Source organism: Paenibacillus silviterrae (genome assembly GCF_030167925.1).
Classification (GTDB): Bacteria; Bacillota; Bacilli; order Paenibacillales; family NBRC-103111; genus Paenibacillus_G; species Paenibacillus_G silviterrae.
Window position 1 is genome coordinate 2,309,817 of record NZ_JASKUT010000001.1, and the last position, 18,288, is coordinate 2,328,104.

16 protein-coding genes are annotated in these 18,288 nt (G+C 52.8%); 3 read left to right on the forward strand and 13 right to left on the reverse strand.

Annotated elements, in window-relative coordinates:
• Entirely contained in the window at positions 1-1,539 is a 1,539-nt protein-coding gene (locus QMO62_RS10335; RefSeq protein WP_284640887.1) for an RsmB/NOP family class I SAM-dependent RNA methyltransferase, read from the reverse strand.
• Between the two features lie 220 nt (positions 1,540-1,759).
• Here QMO62_RS10335 and QMO62_RS10340 point away from each other — a divergent pair, with 220 nt between their 5' ends.
• Positions 1,760-2,269, forward strand: coding sequence for a thioredoxin family protein (locus QMO62_RS10340; protein WP_284640889.1), 510 nt, complete (start codon positions 1,760-1,762; stop codon positions 2,267-2,269).
• A gap of 155 nt (positions 2,270-2,424) precedes the next feature.
• The gene (locus QMO62_RS10345) at positions 2,425-4,389 is read left to right on the forward strand and encodes a hypothetical protein (protein ID WP_284640891.1); all 1,965 of its coding nucleotides are present in this window, start codon (positions 2,425-2,427) and stop codon (positions 4,387-4,389) included.
• 72 nt (positions 4,390-4,461) lie between these two features.
• Here QMO62_RS10345 and QMO62_RS10350 read toward each other — a convergent pair whose 3' ends face one another.
• Genes QMO62_RS10350 through QMO62_RS10375 form a run of 6 tightly spaced genes read right to left on the reverse strand, consistent with a single transcriptional unit; the run spans position 4,462 to position 9,501 of the window.
• Positions 4,462-5,250 (reverse strand): ABC transporter permease, encoded by a 789-nt coding sequence (locus tag QMO62_RS10350; protein WP_284640893.1) that lies wholly within the window; start codon positions 5,248-5,250, stop codon positions 4,462-4,464.
• Positions 5,251-5,255: 5 nt separating this feature from the next.
• Positions 5,256-6,071 (reverse strand): ABC transporter permease, encoded by an 816-nt coding sequence (locus QMO62_RS10355; RefSeq protein ID WP_284640895.1) that lies wholly within the window; start codon positions 6,069-6,071, stop codon positions 5,256-5,258.
• On the reverse strand, positions 6,068-7,102 hold the full coding sequence (locus tag QMO62_RS10360) for an ABC transporter ATP-binding protein (protein WP_284640897.1): 1,035 nt from the start codon (positions 7,100-7,102) through the stop codon (positions 6,068-6,070). The genes QMO62_RS10355 and QMO62_RS10360 overlap by 4 nt, the downstream gene beginning before the upstream one ends.
• 36 nt (positions 7,103-7,138) lie before the next feature.
• On the reverse strand, positions 7,139-7,561 hold the full coding sequence (locus QMO62_RS10365; RefSeq protein ID WP_284640898.1) for a DUF309 domain-containing protein: 423 nt from the start codon (positions 7,559-7,561) through the stop codon (positions 7,139-7,141).
• 16 nt (positions 7,562-7,577) lie between these two features.
• Positions 7,578-8,381 carry a GTP diphosphokinase gene (yjbM, locus tag QMO62_RS10370; protein ID WP_284640899.1) on the reverse strand — a complete coding sequence of 268 codons (804 nt, stop codon included), beginning with the start codon at positions 8,379-8,381 and terminating at the stop codon, positions 7,578-7,580.
• A gap of 16 nt (positions 8,382-8,397) precedes the next feature.
• Positions 8,398-9,501 carry a quinone-dependent dihydroorotate dehydrogenase gene (locus QMO62_RS10375; RefSeq protein WP_284640900.1) on the reverse strand — a complete coding sequence of 368 codons (1,104 nt, stop codon included), beginning with the start codon at positions 9,499-9,501 and terminating at the stop codon, positions 8,398-8,400.
• A 176-nt stretch (positions 9,502-9,677) separates the two neighbouring features.
• Here QMO62_RS10375 and QMO62_RS10380 point away from each other — a divergent pair, with 176 nt between their 5' ends.
• Entirely contained in the window at positions 9,678-9,812 is a 135-nt protein-coding gene (locus QMO62_RS10380; protein ID WP_284640901.1) for a hypothetical protein, read from the forward strand.
• Here QMO62_RS10380 and QMO62_RS10385 read toward each other — a convergent pair.
• From QMO62_RS10385 to QMO62_RS10410, 6 genes are all read right to left on the reverse strand, one after another.
• A complete protein-coding gene (locus QMO62_RS10385) occupies positions 9,809-11,215 on the reverse strand; it encodes a L,D-transpeptidase family protein (protein ID WP_284640902.1) in 1,407 nt (468 codons plus the stop codon). The genes QMO62_RS10380 and QMO62_RS10385 overlap by 4 nt on opposite strands.
• 99 nt (positions 11,216-11,314) lie before the next feature.
• Complete coding sequence (locus QMO62_RS10390) at positions 11,315-12,070, reverse strand: HD-GYP domain-containing protein (protein WP_284640903.1); 756 nt, start codon at positions 12,068-12,070, stop codon at positions 11,315-11,317.
• Between the two features lie 112 nt (positions 12,071-12,182).
• Positions 12,183-13,802 (reverse strand): stalk domain-containing protein, encoded by a 1,620-nt coding sequence (locus QMO62_RS10395; RefSeq protein WP_284640904.1) that lies wholly within the window; start codon positions 13,800-13,802, stop codon positions 12,183-12,185.
• A 26-nt stretch (positions 13,803-13,828) separates the two neighbouring features.
• Positions 13,829-15,904 (reverse strand): FecR family protein, encoded by a 2,076-nt coding sequence (locus tag QMO62_RS10400; protein ID WP_284640905.1) that lies wholly within the window; start codon positions 15,902-15,904, stop codon positions 13,829-13,831.
• Positions 15,905-16,055: 151 nt separating this feature from the next.
• Positions 16,056-17,888 (reverse strand): CHASE2 domain-containing protein, encoded by a 1,833-nt coding sequence (locus QMO62_RS10405; protein WP_284640906.1) that lies wholly within the window; start codon positions 17,886-17,888, stop codon positions 16,056-16,058.
• 143 nt (positions 17,889-18,031) lie between these two features.
• Entirely contained in the window at positions 18,032-18,268 is a 237-nt protein-coding gene (locus tag QMO62_RS10410; protein ID WP_284640907.1) for a ferredoxin, read from the reverse strand.
• Positions 18,269-18,288: the final 20 nt, after the last annotated feature.

Consider the following 18,288-nt stretch of genomic DNA (forward strand, 5'->3'; position numbering starts at 1 on the left):
TCAGGTCCACCTCCAGCCTGGGGGATATTCGTTCTTGAGGAGCCCGTCCTGCCATTTGGCCCAGCCGACGGGAAAGCCGTCGATACAGACGAGGCAGTAGCCCTTAGCCGGCACGTCCGGCGCTGCGACGTGCAGCTCCTCCGGGGCGAGATGCAGCGTCTCCCCCTTCAAATACCGCACGGCCCGCTCGTCGGCGGCCGTGAAGCTCACGCTGCGCAGCGCGTCCTCCCGACTTAGCCCGAGGGCTAAGGCATGGGACGGCTCGAAGCGCAGCCGGCTTGCTTCGCCCAGGTACCACCCTGGGCGGATCACCCGGATGCCGGCGAGATCCGGCATCGGCTCCGGCGGCGCGGCGTACAGGTGGTCGCCGCGCTGAACGGCGGCCACGTGCAGCTCGGCCGCCAGGCTCTCCGCCGCGAAGCGGCGGAACGCCTCCAGCGGCTCCGCTGCGCTGGAGGCGCCGCGCGCGGGCGGGCGTGTGCCGCGGCCGGCGGCGGGGTCGCCCTTGCGGCGCTGCAGCCGCTCGCCGCGCGGGCTCGCGCTCTCGCGGACCGCGGCCGCCCGCAGCTCGCGCCCGCCTGCGCTCTCGCGCGCTCCCGCAGGCGCCGCTTCGCCGCGGCGAACCAGCACCGCCGCGTAGTGGCCTTCGCCCTCCAGGCGGTGCGGCCACAGGCGCACGGTGCCGGCGACTTCGCCCCGGCGGTCCAGGCGGCCGTCCACCCAGTCCGGCCGCCCCGGGCTCCAGCCGTAACCCCGGTCTTCCACCGGCAGCACGGCAAAGTCCGGGTGCCCGTCCAGAAACTCGGCGATCATCGCTTCATTCTCCTCAGGGGAAAACGTGCACGTAGAGTAAACCATCCTGCCGCCTGGAACCAGCATGCGCGCCGCCTGCCGAAGCAGATCCCGCTGCATGGCCGCGTAGCGCTCCACCCAGCCGGGCTCCCACATCTTCGCCATCTCCTCTTCCTTGCGGAACATCCCCTCGCCGGAGCAAGGGGCATCGATCAGGATGCGGTCGAAATACCCCTCGAAGGCCGATTGCAGCTTATCCGGCTGTTCGTTCAACACAACCGCATTGCGGACGCCGCTCAGCTCGAGATTTTTCACCAGCGCCTTCACACGGTCCGGGTGGATATCGTTAACTACCAGCGCTCCCGTTCCTTGAAGCTTGCCTGCGATTTGCGTCGATTTGCCTCCGGGAGCGGCGCATAGATCGAGCACCCGCTGCTGCGGATGAACATCCAGCAGCTCCACCGGCGCCATCGCGCTTGGCTCTTGTATGTAATATAACCCTGCATGATAATGCGGGTGCTTGCCCGGGCGTCCCGCCTCATTATAGTAAAACCCGTTCTCCACCCACGGGATCGGCTTTAGCTGCAGGCTGGTCAGCTTCAGGAATTGCTCCGCAGTCAGCTTGAGCAGGTTCACCCTTAGTCCGAACAGTCGCTCCGCCTCATAGGAGGCTAGAAATGCCGGCATTTCCTGCTCCAGCAGCCGGCTCATTTTATCCAAAAACACCTTGGGCACATAAGCCCCCATCCGGATCAACTCGCTTGTTAGTTATGGTTTATCCCGGCGGTACGCCGCATTCTCCCCATTGTACTTCTTCTCCCATATGACCGCAACAGCCCTTCCCGTCACAGAAAACAAACTGTCGAAAAACCTTCAAAAATCATGTAAGATGAGAGGAAGGAATGATAAGCCATCATATCGAATATTTTGTTAGTGACTATTCATTGATAAGGAAAGAGGGGCATAAGTGAAGAAGCTAGCCATTTATTTATCTATTGTCGTTGTTTTGTTCGGGGCACTATTCATCGTAAACCAGCAATCGAATCAGGCGAAGAATGCCAAATATGCGGACAATCCTTACGGAATTTCGCCGGATAAACTGAACGTGGAGACCGTTAAGCTGCTGGACGATCCGAATTACCAGAACCTGATTTTACCGGAGCAGCTGAAGCAGAAGGTCGATAATAAAGAGGACTTCTTTATTTATTTCTACGCATCCACATGTCCGCACTGCAAAAGAACGACTCCTATTCTAGCGCCGATGGCGAAGGATATGAATATCGATTTAAAGCAATACAACCTGGAAGAGTTTAAGCAAGGCTGGAACCAATATAAAATCGAGTACACGCCAACCCTTGTATACTATAAGGGCGGCAAAGAAGTGGAGCGGCTGGTAGGCGGCGTAGCTTCCAACGGGGAAGCGGGCCATACTCCGGAGACTTACAAGCAATTTCTTGAGAAGTATAACAAAAAATAAGCCTTCCCGCAGCTCGGCATCCGAAACGATGCCGAGTCTTTTTTTTGCCCTTACGGCTTTTCTTTTGCCTGCTGAGGTGCTGATGATTGTTTTGGTTTGACCGGATTTCCTGCACCGTTTATGATGAAGGAAATGGAAAAACAGGGGGAGAACGGATGCACAGAGGCGAGCTTACGGCAAAACGCAAGGACCTAGCATCGTCATCTCGGCAGTACGCGCCGGAACGGTCGGGAAGAACGATGCCGGGACCCCTGGAAAGCATGATGTCGCTTCAACGCAAGTTGGGGAACCACGCAGTCGCGCAGCTGCTTAAAAAAGCAACCTCTACAGCAGCGACAGTTCAGAAGCAAAATGACCTGCAGTCCTACGGGGCGATCAGTTTGGATTTGGCCGGCGGGGACGTTGCGCGAACAGGCATTATCAACAACATGCTGGAGAAATACGGACTGCCCCTTGTAATGCCTGTCGCTGTGGAAATACCGGGTGCGTTCGCTACCGAGGAACGGGCTGAGATGACGATGCAGTTTCTGAACCTTCCCCATGCAAGCTTGGAGCTTGCAGCGATCGCCGACCGAAATGCCGGAGCGGCTGATGACCGTTACCTGCAAATGCTGAAGCTTATGCTGAAGGCTAAAGAAGCGGCGGGCTCGGTTTCCTTATCCGATGCCCAGCTGGAAGTGATCTGCTCTTGTGCGGACGAAATAGGGGACAATAAGAGTCATTTGAACGTTGCCGTCCAAACCGTGGTGAAATCGGAATCGCTTGAGGCTGCTCAGAAGAAGCTGAGCCGGATCAAAAAGTTTAACTTTAATGAGAAGCTTGAGGAACGAGTAGATTCCGCTGTGAAGAAAAAAGCCGACCTGGAGCTGGACGACAAGCTGCGTCATATTAAAACCGAGGAAACCGAGAAGAAGAAAGCTGCCTTAGAAGAAAAGAAAGACGAGGCCTCTAAAGATACCAAAGTAAAGAAAGCCAAAACCGAAACGCTTAGAAGTAAATTGCTTGAAGAAAAACAGCAAGCACTCGCCAAACCAAAGCTGGACGAAATTACCCAAGAGGCGGAGCTGCTGCGCAAGGAGGCAAAGGGACCGGGGTATGAGAAGGACTACGACGAGCTGAAGAGCAAGTACGCGGACTATTATCAGTCGGTCCATTTCCACCCGTTAGCCGAGAAAGTATTGAGTAAGGCATATAACTCCATTGAACATGCCAGTATCGTTATGGACATTGTGATGCTCGGCAAGGACGGAGAAAAGCTTTTCGGAGATTTCAGCGAAGATGTGGACAAGCTTATTCGTTTGAGTAACGTGTTCACGACGCAGCAAATCGGGCAGCTTCTGCAGATGCTTAAGGCCGCCGGTCTCGCTCCTTATTTAAGCTATCCGATCTACATGTCATTTCTACGTACATTGTTTCTCGCCAATGTTCCCGGACCGATCCTGCTCGAGCTGTCCAAGTACATCGGCAAATTTCAGACGTATTGTACAGACCCGACGGCAGTCGCCCATTTTATCACCCTTGTTCAGGTCTACACCGTCAAACAGATTGTCGATCTGCTGCAGGCCGCTCCCCCATATGAGAAGGCTCATGTGGACAAAATGGGGCTGCTCGTGACCTTATCTCCCAAAGCTGCTGCTGTCCAGGATTTGCTTGCCGCCTTAAGACTATGCGAGAAGGCCGAGTGGAACGAGGCGCGCGTGCTGATGGAGCATACGGCGTGGCCGAATGGCTCAAACGCGGCAACGCTGGAGCTTGCGATCCAAAGCCGTATGATGGCCAATATCAACAAGGACGGCCAATTTGAGAAATGGATTCGGATGCTTGCTGTTCTGGTCGATGAGAACTACCATACGATCACATACGGCAATGTTCGCAATGCCGGATCCAAAACAAAGGAAGTCACATGTACCGTAGCGGGAAATGGATTAAATGAAACCTTCGTCGTTCATGGTCATCCCGGAGCGGAAAAAGCAAAAGTCGGCGCCACGAACGCATCGGATATCCATCTTAAACCGAGAAGCGGCCACAATATAGAAACGCGCATGAAACGGGAACAGATTCCTAAAGTGATTTGGGACGGGATCGGCAAAGAAAAAATTCAGCAGCTTACGAAGTCTTAAAGCTAAGAAAAACGGGTGCGACATTGGTAGATGCCGCACCCGTTTTCTGTTAGTCCGCTGAAGCCATCTCCGCTAGCTGCTGGCACTGGTATAAGACCTGAGCGCATGCCGCCAAAACCACCTTGATGCCGCAAGGCATACTACGGCAGCGAGCACGCTGACGATTCCCTCCGTATAACTCAGCCTTCCTACCAATGCAGCCGAAGGAAAGGTCGTAATGAAAGCTACGGGAAAAACATACGTCAGCACAAATCGAAGCACGCCGCCGTAGACGGAAACGGGAAAACGCGCCGTTTCGAAGAAGGAAGTGAACAGGAAGCTGAGATTATCCACCTTCACCGCCCAGAACGATACCGTCATCATGGCCATCCACAGCGAGTAAACGACAAGCAGCGAGGATACAAACACAACGATAAACAGCAGAACCTCGGAGACGCTCGGTACCGTCCCCAGCTTCCATAGGGAGTAGATGAGCATGCCGAAGCCGAGAGCCACATCCGACAGACGCCAGAAAACCAAATGCCGGAAGCTGACATAGAACTGGGTGTCGATCGGTTTGGTAAGCACATAATCTAACGTTCCGGTCCGTACATGGCTCACCAGCCGGGTCATGTTCGGCTGCAGGAAGAACTCGATAAAGCCGCGGATCGCCGTAAAGACGCCAAGGAGAGCAAGCACCTCGTAATAGGACCAGCCCCCCACCGTATCCGTTCGGAAAAAGTAAATTTGCAAGGTCAGCACGGCTACTAGCAGCCAGAACAGCGTAGTCATAATATTGGCTGCGAAGTTCGCCCGATATTCAAATTCCTCCACAAGACATGCCCGGAAAAATTCACGCAAGCATCGCAAATATTTGTTCACTTGTTTTATCCTCCCGCGGCACTATACTTTCGCAGGCCCCTCTGCCACAGCCACCAAAATAACAGCCCAAGGATCAGCATCCATACGGCTTGAACGGCAAAGCCGCGCCAGATGAGCCCGTACTGTCCGGCCAGCCTTCCCGTCAGCAGGTCCACAGGGAAGCCGACGGTACTGTAAAACGGCAGCCAGGAGGCGATTCTCGCAACCTCCGCCGGAAACAGGGACAACGGGGCAATTCTGCCGGCCAGAAACAGATGAATCCCCTCGTACAGCATATAGATCGAGGTGGCGCGATTCGTCCAGAATGCCAGCATGCCGAACAAATAACCGATTAGAATACACATGACTGACGAACACAGTACAGCGGCTAAAGTAAGAACGAGAGAGACGGCATCAGCCGGAGGCCTTGCCATTGGCCAAACCAAGCCAAGCATAATCCAAGCCGGAATCAGCAGTAACGCAAAGAACGATTTATACACCAGGTTTTGAGCTATGCTCCAATGAATCGGATGAAAGGGGCGCAGCAGCTTCGCAGATAAAGTGCCCTGTCGGATTTCACTGTCAAGCTCCCATACATCCCAAGATCTCGTTAGTCGTTCCACCACGAGCACGCCGAGGAAGTACACGATGTAATCCTTGGCGCTTAGCCCAGTGCCCGCGCCGCTGTTATTGATCGAAAGCCAAACGGATAAGCTTACTAGCGGCTGAATGAAGGATCCGATCATCCAGATGACGCTCTCGCTTCGATACGCCAGCATAACAGACCATTCTACTTGAAGCAGCATCCGGTATTTTTCCCTGAAAGCGTGCCACGAGTTCATGATGGCCTTACCCGTTCAGAGCTGTCCTCTGCTTCAGCGGTGTAAGCCCGCCCAATGATGGATTCCATGGAAGGCTCCTCAATCGTAAGATCCATGACCGGGAATCGTCCCAGGAGCGCTGCGGAAACAGACGATACTTGCTCCCTCGGCACCTCCAGGATCACCTTGGGAAACTCCGCAAGAGCTGCTTTCGCCGATAGCTCCAGCTCGAGAATAGCTTGCTCCATCCGTCGCTTCAGCTCTTCGCTTGCCAGCTCCGGGCTCAGCTGCAGGATGACCCGCTTCTTTCTCGAATACCGGTCGATGAGCTCTGTCATTCCGCCATCATACAGCAATTGCCCGCGACCGATCACCATCACTCTCTCACAGAGCGCCGTGACGTCTCCCATATAATGACTCGTTAACAAAATCGTTGCCTTGTAAGCCTGATTATACTGCTGTACAAACCGCCGCATGGCCTCCTGCATTTTCACGTCCAGACCGATCGTCGGCTCGTCCAGGAATAAAATATCCGGCTTATGCAGAAGCGATGCGGCCAGCTCGCATTTCATCCGTTCGCCCAGCGACAGCTGCCGTACCGGCTTCTTGAGCACGTCCTCAAGCTCCAGCATCGAGGTTAGCTGCTCCAGGGTTAGCTTGAATTCCGCATCCGGAATTTCATAGATCGCTTTATTGACCAGGAAGCTTTCCGCCGCAGGAACATCCCAGATCAGTTGACTCTTTTGACCCATAACAAGACTGATTCGCTGTTTGAACGCGTTCTTGTGCTCCCAAGGCACATAGCCCGCTACCTCAATCGTTCCCGAGGTAGGATGCAGGAGTCCGGTCAGCATCTTCATCGTCGTCGTTTTGCCTGCGCCGTTCGGCCCGAGGAAACCGACGATTTGCCCCTCGGGGATATGGAAGCTAATATTCTCCACAGCCTTGACCGTCCGGTATTTGCGATGAAACAAGCTCCGCAGGGATGCTGCGAAGCCTGGCTCTCTTTCGTGCACCTCGAAATGCTTAGACAAATGCTCGACTCGAATCAACCTTCTCCACGCCTCCTTCCTGCAGCAGATTAACGCTTAGTGCCCTTCTTCCTCAGGTGTGGGGGGCGACAAACGCAGCTCCTCCACCAGCGCTTCCAGCTCTGCATCCACAATACGGATATCCAAATCATAAAAGGCGAACGGCTCCGTCTCCGCCCGATGCAGCTTATCAAGATACTCCCGGCTCTCCTCCACCAGCTTGCCGAGATCGACTCCGAGAGTGATCTCTCCCTGTCCTTGCAGCTTCTCCACAGCGGCTGTGAACAGCTTAACGGCACCGCCATGATTTCCGTTCCGGTAATGGTAAAGGCCCACTGCCACCTGCAGCAGGCCTTGATATAACGGATCTCGCCCTTCCTCGAGCCAGAGCTCCTCCATTACCTCGTGACACTCGAAATAATCCCGCGGAACGTTGAAATAGTAAACGAACTGTACATATAACGGGTCGTACGACCTCATCTCATTTCCGCTCCTTTTACGTGTAAGAGCCTTTCTTCGCCCTGGAAACCGCCTCATCGATCTGGTGTGACAGCTCCTTCAGATGCCACACATCGTCGGTCTCCCACAGCTCGTTGAAGCGCAGCTGATACTGGGCCGCCTCTCTTACCCGGTGATAAAAATAAAGCTCCTGAATCCCGTTCAGCACTCGCGAAACGATATTCGATTTATCCTCAAACAGCTTCTGGGCTTCCATAATTTCTTCCCGGATGCTGCTCATTTCCTGATCCAGCTTATATGCAGCCTCTGCGGCTTTGCTTAGGCGGGACACCACTTGCTCAGGCAGGCTTTCCCGGTATTTATAGTTAAGCGAATGCTCAATGGTCGCCCAAAAGTTCATAGCCAGCGTCCGAAGCTGTATTTCCGCCAGCACCCTTTTCACCCCAAGAGCCGTTTGAACGGGATACTCGACAATAATATGATAGCTGCGGTACCCGCTGGGCTTAAAATTCGTAATGTAATCCTTCTCGTATTGAACGGTCATATCCTCACGGCGGGCAATCAAATCCCGCATGCGCTCAATGTCCTCGACAAACTGACACATGATGCGGATGCCGGCAATGTCCTCAATTCCCGTCTCCAGACACTCCATCGGTACATTCAAACGTTTAGCCTTATCCAGCACACTCGAGATGCGCTTCACCCGACCGGTGACGAATTCGATTGGCGAGTACTCTTCTCTGCTCTTAAGCTCCTGACGCAATGTCTTGAATTTGACCTTCAATTCCTCTACCGCCTGCTCATATGGCAGTAAAAACTTCTTCCAGTCACGTCCGTCCATCCGTCTTCCTCCCATCTTACTTCCCTTGATGTCCTGACCCGATTGCTTCGGACACGTTCTTGAAGCCGTCCTTTCGAAGCAAATCGCGAAGCCCACGGTTGATTTGACGAAGCAGACCCGGACCCTCGTAAATAAGCGCCGTATATACCTCGACCAGACTGGCCCCGGCCCGTATTTTTTCATATGCATCTTCCGCAGAGAAAATGCCGCCCGATCCGATAATCGGCAGCTTCCCTTCGGTGGCTTTATATATGGTGCGGATCAGCTCCGTTGAGCGGCTGGTGAGCGGCCTTCCGCTAAGCCCTCCGGTCTCCTTCCGGTTTCCATGCCGCAAGCCGTCGCGGGCGATGGTTGTATTGGACGCAATAACGCCGGATACGCCGCTGCGTACAATCGTTTCTACCATGTACTCAACTTCATGAGCCTCCAGGTCCGGAGCGATTTTCACCAGCACCGGCTTCTCCTTGCCGCCGAACATGGCATGCTGCTTGCCGATCTCGTCCTTGACGGCTGCCAGCAGACGGGATAAGTCGTCGCCATGCTGCAGGCTTCGCAGGTCGGGCGTATTTGGAGAGCTTATGTTGACTACGAAGAAATCACCGTAGCCATATAAGCCCTGAATACATTTGCGGTAGTCATCCTCCGCTTGCTCATTCGGGGTCGTTTTGTTCTTGCCGATATTGATAGCCAGCGGGATCGTTCGGCTGCCTTGATTACGCAGGTTCCGCTTCATTCCCTCAATCCCGACATTATTGAAGCCCATTCGATTGATTAACGCTTCATCCTCCGGCAAACGGAACAACCTTGGAAGCTCATTGCCTACTTGCGGCTTCGGCGTTACCGTCCCGACCTCCATGAAGCCGAAGCCGATATTGGAGAAGCCCGGCACCGCTTTGGCATTCTTATCGAGCCCGGCTGCGAGGCCGACGGGGTTCGCGAATGTAATCCCCCACAGCTTCGATTCCAGCTCCGGATAAGCCGGAACGCCGTACATCAGGCTGAGCAGCTTCCGCCCTCCAGGAATATTACCCGCGGTATGCAGTCCGTCAATCACCATATGATGTGCCTTTTCCGGATCCATTCGAAAAAATATCGGTTTGCCAAGCGTTTTATACAGCATTTACGTCGTCCTCTCCCTTGTTTCAACAAAATAACCGAACGGTCAACATCTCTCTTTGACAGTTTAGCGTTTTATGAACGAAAAATAAAGAGGACAAGCTGGATTTCCCATCTGCCTAAAACGTTTACAATATGATAAAATATGCACAAACTCCTGAAATGGAAGGGCTGACTACAATGCAAAAAAAGAAACCTCCCGTCCTGCAGCGCAGACAGAAGGATGGACCGAACAAAAAATTAGCGATCTGGGTCGGTTCCGTGTTCGCCGGTATCATTGTACTGATGACCGTTCTCCTCATTCTTAACTCTTAGTTCAGCCACTTGTATACTTTCCCCGGATTCGACTCCTCCGTCAGCTGAGGGAGCCGCCAAGGCTGCGGGCTGCGGCTTACCTCAGACGGCAGGAGTCCGCTTCCGATCGTTACACTGGTGCCAAGAGGCACCATATCGAAAAGCTCCTCGACGTCCTCCTTCAGCATCCGCACGCATCCAAGGGATTGATCCTTGCCGATGCTGGCAGGCTTGTTCGTACCGTGGATCGCATACAGCGTATCCGACAAGGTCATCCCGCGGCTGCCGAATTCCCCATTCGATTTGCCGTTCGGGTTACGCACCTTCTCCGATATGGTGAATTCCCCCTCCGGCGTACGGCTTCCGCCAAGTCCCACGGGATAGCTGCGCAGTACGATCTTTCCGCTTACTACCGCAAGCCGGTATGTCTTCTTATCTACTATGATTCGCAGCGGTTCGGTGAATGGCTTCGTCAATTCGCCGCTTGGTGACGGGTTATTTCCCTGAGACTGCTTTGGGTTTACTGCCGGCTTCCCCTGCTGTAAGATTTCCGCCGACAGCTTCTCCTTCTCCCGGGCATACCATGTCTGCATGGCCTCGGATACCCCCGGCAGCATATTGTTAGGATAGGGCTGACTCACTTGGGAAAGCTCCTCCGGAATGTTTCCGTTCCGGTCTCGATAGGCGATAACGGCGGATCGTACAACAAGCTCTTGCTCCTGCTGTAACTGCCATACAGGAAGAATGCCGGCTGCCATGCTGCTGTCCCCCGGCTCGCATTGGCAGCTTTCTTGGTCGTAGTAGCTGATTTGCTGCTGCGCCCCGGTTGCCCCGGCTTCTACGGAAAGAAGCGGTTCCGGCTTTTGAGACCAGCTGATCCAATCACTGTTCCCTAAAGGGGCCCCCCGCACCAGAATACCTAGTCGTTGTATTCGTTCCTGCAGCAGCATGGTTTGCAGGGCAGCTGCCACCCTAATTTTGGACTTGTCACCGGTCAAATAATAAACCTGGGTTTGCTGAGCCTGCTGCGCCGTCACATTCGCAGGTAGCGGCAGCGAATCGACCGTATTCTCAGGCTTGATCCGTGGAATATAGAGGGTGAGCATCAGCGAGGCCAGTACCGTCATCCACAGACGCAGCCGCGAGCGCCTTGCCCGGCGCTTCTGCTCTGCCCTCCATTGCTCCAGAGGCTTCAGCTCCTCTGCCGGCAGCTCCACCCTTTGATTCTCGAACGCCTCATAAATTTCCCCAGCCTGGGAATAGCAGTACAAAGCCTTTCCTTGCTTCCCTTGGGCTTCATATTCACGGCCGAGCAAATACCAGGCCATTTTATTCTCGGGATGCTCTTTCACATATTTTTTTAAATATAACGGATCTTCCCGAAAAAATTGCTCGAGCTTCTCGTCCGTAGTTTTCGTTTTCACAGCAGCCTTCCTTTCTGCCACCTTCTCCCATATAATATCGGATGAATTACACATTTAATTAATAAAGACATGAATCCATGCAAAAAAGCACCCTTTGCCCTAAGGCAAAAGATGCTTTTGCTCCTCAATCATATCCAGAAGGTGCCGATCCTTCTCGTTCATGAAGTAATTTTTCTCCAGCATGACACTGTGGAACGCATCCACCACCATGGGATCAAAATGAGTGCCCCGACAGCGGATAATCTCGTCCACGCCTTCCTTGTAGCTTCTGCCCTTAGCATACGGCCTATCGGTCGTCATAGCATCGAAAGCGTCCGCTACAGCTACAATACGTGCGTAGAAGGGGATTGCCGTCCCTTTCAGCCCCTCGGGATAGCCCGAGCCATCCATCTTCTCGTGATGGTATTTGGCTACCTGTGTAGCCTGGATCATCCGCTCCTCCGGTTCCACCCGAGAGAGAATTCTCGCACCGATCGTCGTATGGGAGATCATGACTTGGAACTCTTCCTGGCTTAAGCTGTCGGACTTCAGAAGAATGCGATCCGGTACACCGATCTTGCCGATATCATGCATGAGCGCCGCTCTGTGAAAATGCTTGCATTCCTCTTCGGATACCCCGAGCTTACGGGCGATCCATAAGGAGTATAGGGCAACACGTGACGAGTGTCCTGCTGTATAGGGATCTCTCGAGTCTAACGCCAAAACCAAAGAGTGTATCACACTCATGGAGAAAGGATGATCCTCCTCCGAGGTTCCCCGGTTCAGCTCAGTCGCGGATTCCAGCAGCAATAGCAGCTCCCTATTCGTTCGTTCCAGCTCTTCTATTCGTTTCAAATAAGGTGCGATATCCGTCACGTGTTCACCTCCCGTCCTGCAGCATAGTTTTTCTTATCATAGCCGAAAAGACCTAATCTGTGAAGAGCGGAAGACATAAGCTCCTACAGCCAGGTCTTTATCGATTGTTACTTTATGGCTTAATCGTTGTTTTTTCGCGGATAATGGCCGTTCGCGTATCATTATGCCACTGTACATCCAAGCCGATCTCTTCCGCGAAGAAACGAATCGGAACATAGGTACGGTCCTCTTTGATATACGGTGCTACGTCCGTCGCCTTCTGCACGGCCTCTTTTCCTTCTTCCAAGCGCTTGATTCCGGTTTTCCCTACATAAAGCTCGATGGTCCTGCCATCCTTGGAAAGCTGTACTGCACGGGTATCATCATCGAACGTAACCTTGTATCCGAGCGCTTCCGTAATGAGGCGAACAGGAACCATGGTACGTCCTTCCGAAATTTCCGGCTGCGCATCGAACTGGACCCATTGGGAGCCAAGAACGACCTTCACGCTGTCATCCTTCGGCAGCTCGGCAGGAAGCTGATAAAGGCTAACGCTGCGAAGCTTATTGTTAAATGAATCTGCCACGACAACGCTTCCGTCAGCCAGTACGGCCACATCCGTCGGCTTATGGAACCCGGCGCCGCGATCAATGCCGTCCAATTCCCCGGACAGCAGATTGGAAGCACCGGCAAGTGTAGTGACTTTACCATTCGCCAAATAACGAACTGCATTGTTGCCGGAATCGGCAATCAACAATCCGCCTTCGGCCGTCAGGGCTAGGCCTTGAGGAGCGTTGAACAAAGCTTTAAGCGCCTCACCGTCAGCATAGTCGCCCGGTGCAAACAGCTCTTTTTTCTCATAAAGGCCTGATTTCGCTTCGTTGACGCTGCTTCCCGCTACCGTGCTAACCTTGCCTTGCGCCAGATCAATGTAACGGATTCTTTGATTGCCTGTGTCACTCACATAGAGATTGCCTTTGGCATCCAAAACCAAAGAGGTCGGTTCGTTAAACTTAGCGGTTGCCAGACTTCCGTCCGAATAATCGCCGGCCGGAACTACCTGCCCCGGAGATACTTCTATAAGTCGATTGGATAAGGCATTCAGCGTCTTGACCTGTCCTGCAGGCGTGATGCTACGAATCACATGATTGAGGGAATCCGTTACGTAGATCGTTCCGTCCGCAGCAACAGCCACATCGGTAGGATAATAAAGCCGAGCTTCCTTGCCTGCCCCATCCTTATGGCCAAGCACACCCGTACCCGCTACCGTCGTCACCTTGCCGGATGCGTCGATTTTACGAACGGCATGATTGCCGGCATCCGCTACGTAGATATTCCCGTTGGCATCTACAGCGATTCCCTTGGGCTCGTTGAAGAGCGACAGATCCTTCTTCTCGTCAAGCATGCCTCCTTCAGGGAAGCCTTTGGCATCCTTGTGGACGTAAATTCCAGCGAAGTCGCTAACCTTCCCGTCCTTCAGCTGTTTGATCTTGTGATTGCGGGAATCGGCAAACAAAATAGTACCGTCCGGAAGCAGTCCCAAGCCGGCCGGGGAACGGAACGTGGCTGTCAGCCGCGCTCCGTTATAATCGCCGAAGCCCCCAAGTCCCGCCAAAGTGTTAACATTCGTCAATATCTGATCGTTGCTGCCGATGACCGCATCTTTCTCCAGGGATGCCCCGTAGGCCGAGGAGCTGCCGAACAATGCGGAAGCAGCAACGAGAACCGCCAGCAATTTTTTTGAATTTTTCATATGTTCTCCTTTCACTTGCTTGCACCTTACTTCATTACGGTAACGGATTGCTCGCTGCCCTCAGCAGGCTGATAAATAAACACTTCATTACCGGCCTTATCTACGACCTTGACATAGATCAGCTTCACTATGCCAGAACTGTTGGCACCGCTAACCGGAGTCAAGGTAATATCGGCAAGCAGCTTGCCTTCCTTAGGCACCGCTATGTTCTGAGGTTCCACCGTGCTGGTAGAGCTCATAAATTGCGTACCCGCGTAGATCAGCTCACTTTGAGTGCTGCCTGTAACCTGACGTACCGTTTCAGCTGTTTGTGCGCCGTTGAACACCGTATCCGGCTGATCGTTCCATTCATTGTTCGCGGTGCCCGTATATGTAAAAGCGTTATTGTCATACAGCAGATGTGCCTCTACCGCATATAAGCTCTTCAGACCGTTAAAGTTCTCCAGCGTAATGGCAACCTTGCTGTTTCCGCTGCTGGTCAGCTTTACGTTCGGAAGCACCTCGAAGGTCGGAATGTTCACCGAGCTGCTGGACAAGCCCGAGCGAACCGCTTTTGCTGTGAGTCCGCTATACATTCCCGCCTGGAGGGACAACTGCAGGGATACCTCTGTCGCCGTGCCTAAACCATTCACCTGACCCAGAAGATTTGTGCCGTAGTACACCTGTACCACTGCGTCCGCCTCAGCTTTGAACTTCAGAATGACCGGATTCGCCGTTGTTGTGAGGGTAGAAGTTACCGTCGGAGCATTGGGTGTTGTGCCGCCGGAATTTGTGCTGCCGTCGGAGCCGCCTGAATCGCTTCCGGACTGACCTCCCGTTTGGCCGCCTGTCTGTCCGCCCGTTTGTGTACCGGTCTTTCCATCAGAAGAAGCATAATCCTGTACCGCTTTCTTCTGCTGCTCCTCAAGCGCCTTCTTGTTATCCTCGTCCTGCTTACGCTTTGCATCTTCAATCTGCTTCAAGAGCGCAGACAAACGCTGCTGGTTTTCCAAGAGCTTACGCTCTTCTTCCTGCTGGCGTCTCAAGAGCTCTGAAGCTGTCGCCGCCTCCTGAGCCTTCCTTAGCCTTTCTGCCTCAGGATCTTGTCCGGCCGTTTTATCAAGCTTCTCTACCTTGGATAAATCAATTTTTTTCAAAGGATCTTCAATTTTCTTGTTCGCTTCATCGATCGTTTTCTGTTCGATCTTCTTAGCATCAATGGCATCCTTCGCAATGTTGCCGACGATATTGTCAAGGTTTTTGGCCACCTTGTTCAATTCATCCAGATCCTTAATGAACAGCGTGCTGTCAGCCGGCTTGATTGCACCTTGCTGCAGCTGCTGCTTCTGCTTCTCGAGAAACTCCTTGTTCTCTTGGTCGATCTCCGCCTTATTCTTGATGATCGCTTCCAGCACCTTTGGCGGAGCTTGCTTAACGAGCTGGTCCACATTGATGAATTCGACCTTTGTTTTTAAATCCTGTACCTCATCGCGCTTCGTAAGATTAATCTGTTGAGCAGGATAGACAAGCACCTGCTTGGCCTCCTGAAGGGACGTTTTGAGTTCTTCGCCCTCCTGCGCCGTTACGGTTTTGGCCTGAACTACACCCGCCGCTACAACCATTGTCGTTTCGCCGGTTTTCTTATTAATAATGGTGAGGAAGTGCGTGCCTCGAACCCCCATGACCGCTGTCGGGGTTTGAACCTCGAATTCATCCTCCGAGCTGACAAGCGATTTGACCTTGGCCCAGACCGAGCCGGACCAAGCCTTCAGCTTGGACACCTTGCCTCCGCCATCTGTAGTCAGCTCCGATATGTATACTTCGGAATCTTCGCCGATCGTCACTTCATCCGCCATGTCAACGACCTTGAGAGCCACAGATGAGGAAGATCCCGTAATGATCATGTCCCCTTGGTTCAAGTTCATATCCGTATAGACGGAATAGGACTTTGAACCCCCTGCCTTTTTCACCTGCACATCCCCGGTAACCTCCGTGACAACCGCCGCGCGTACCGACTTGGCATAAGCTGCCGGAGCAAAGACAGTGATTAGTGTAGATAAAAACAGGGTGGCTGCTGTAAATAATGATAGAAAAGCTCTGAAATCTTGTAACCTAAGCCTCATTCTCCCCACGATGATACTCCTCTCCCATTCCGTATTCCAAAAAAATCGACAACATTGCACATTCTAGTTCTATTCTAATTTTTGTCATTCCAAGATTCAATGAAACTTTTCACAATTTCGAAATATAATTTCACGTCAATAACCGGCTATGTCAGGAAGCTTGATCTCCTTTGGTTTGAGCCGAAGCAGGCGCCCCCTTCACACCCAATACCTCGAACAGCTTCAACGGCACGCTTTTCCCCTTCATCAGCTTTTCGCCGGCGAAATTGTACTCGAAATACTCTTTGGTCAGCTCGTATGTGGCCTCCGACACGAGAACCTGATTCGGCTGCGTATTCGATTCGATCCGCGCCGCCGTATTGACGTTATCGCCAATGGCCGTATAGTCTACCCGCAGATACGATCCGATGTTGCCTACAACGACATCCCCTGTGTTGATGCCGATCCCTACGCTGATGGTGACGCCGTATTTCTCTTGAACGTCGGCACGTACCTTTTCCATGCCCTTCTGTATCTCATATGCGGTCTTAACCGCATAGTAAGGATGATCCGGCACATCCAGCGGCGCATTATACAGAATCATCGCCGCATCCCCGATAAACTTATCAATCGTACCGTGGTTCTCCAGCGCCCGCTCGGTAATGAGGTTGAACATCATATTCAGAAAGTCAACGACCTCCTCCGGCTTCAATCGCTCCGAAAGCGGCGTAAAGCCCCGTACGTCCAGGAACAGCACCGTCAGCTCCTTGCTGATCCCTCCAAGCTGGATCTCTTGCTCGCTGGTTGCAATTTCCTTAACCAAATCAGGAGAGATGTACCGCCCGAACTGTTTCGTTATGTAATTTTTTTGCTTCGTTTCGAAGTATGTTTTCATCGAGATATTGCCGAGGTATGCGACGATGCCGCTGACAACCGCGAGCATCACATCCACATATTGATCGGAGTAAGCAAAGATGACGTATTGCCCGGCAAACAAGATGACGGTTGCTACGAACACCAGCACCACACCGGCAATCGCCTTCAGCCGCCAGGTGAAGATTCCGAACAAAAGAATGATCAGTGCCGCTAATCCAAGAGGAAGAACCTCGTTCACCGGAGTGACGACTTGATTCTTGAGAATTTGATTCAGAATGTTTGCGTGAGCATAGACCAGATGCATGTGATTCTCGATCGGGGTAATCCCTTCATCGGAGCCGGGAGCCGTATAGCCCACAAGCACCAGCCGGTCCTTGAACGTCTGCGGAGGCACGCTGCCGTTCAATACTTTAGCGAAGGGGATCGTTTCGAAGTCAAACTCCTTCGCATCCCATCGGATGATCATCTCCGATTTGGGCCGCCCGTCGATCAAGGGCAAATCCAGAAATTTGCTGACATCCGCGCCGGCCAGCTGTGCGACCGCAAGAGCCATTGAAGGAAATACTCCCTCCGGCGTATTGATCTGCAGCCAGTTCGAGCGCACCACGCCATCGGTATCAAATGTCGCATTGATGTGCGCTTTGTTCACATAAGGCCGGAAGGCGGGAATCGGCTGCTGAATCGTCTCCACCGACAACAGTTCTCCCGACTTTACCTTCAGGGAACGGTCGAATGTCCCTTCCGTATTGGCATGCGACGGCAAAACGATATTGCTGTGCTTGGACAGCTCGACGGCAAGTGCCATATCGCTCTCCGGCTTGCTCTCGGTATACAGCTCGATATCGAAGGCGATCACCTTCGCCCCCGCCGCCTCCAGCTGACTGATCAGCTTGGCATACACCGAGCGGTCCCATGGGTAAGGCCCGACTTCTTTAATCGACTGGGAGTCAATCCCTATAACGACGATATCCTCATGCGGCTCTTGACTCATGGACGTCGACATATTGAAATCGAATACCTGATTCGATAGCACCTTCAAGGAGCCCGTCAGCAGCATTACCAGACACATCAATACAATGAATCCATTCCCTAAAACAATGACGCCAGACTTGCTGACCCCTTTCTTCATGACAGCCCCCTCATTCGTGCTTATTGCTTAATATCTTACCATAGAAATAGGAAAAGAAGTTAAAAAAAATGTAAAAACAACACGAAAAAAGCCCGTTTCCTTCACGGAAACGAGCCTTATCAGGACTATGGAACTAGTCACTATTACTTATTGAAAGGAGCGTCTGCTACCTTGATGGAATCAGTAGGGCAGCCGTCTTGTGCATCTTGCAGATCATCGTAAAGATCTTCAGGAATTTCTGTGTTACCTTTGTTGCCGTCGCCGTCATAGATTACTTCAGCGAGACCTTCATCGTCGTAATCGTAGATATCAGGTGCAGTTGCGCCGCAAGCGCCGCATGCGATGCAAGTTTCTTTTTCTACCCAAGTATATTTCGCCATGTTCAAAAATCCTCCCTTAA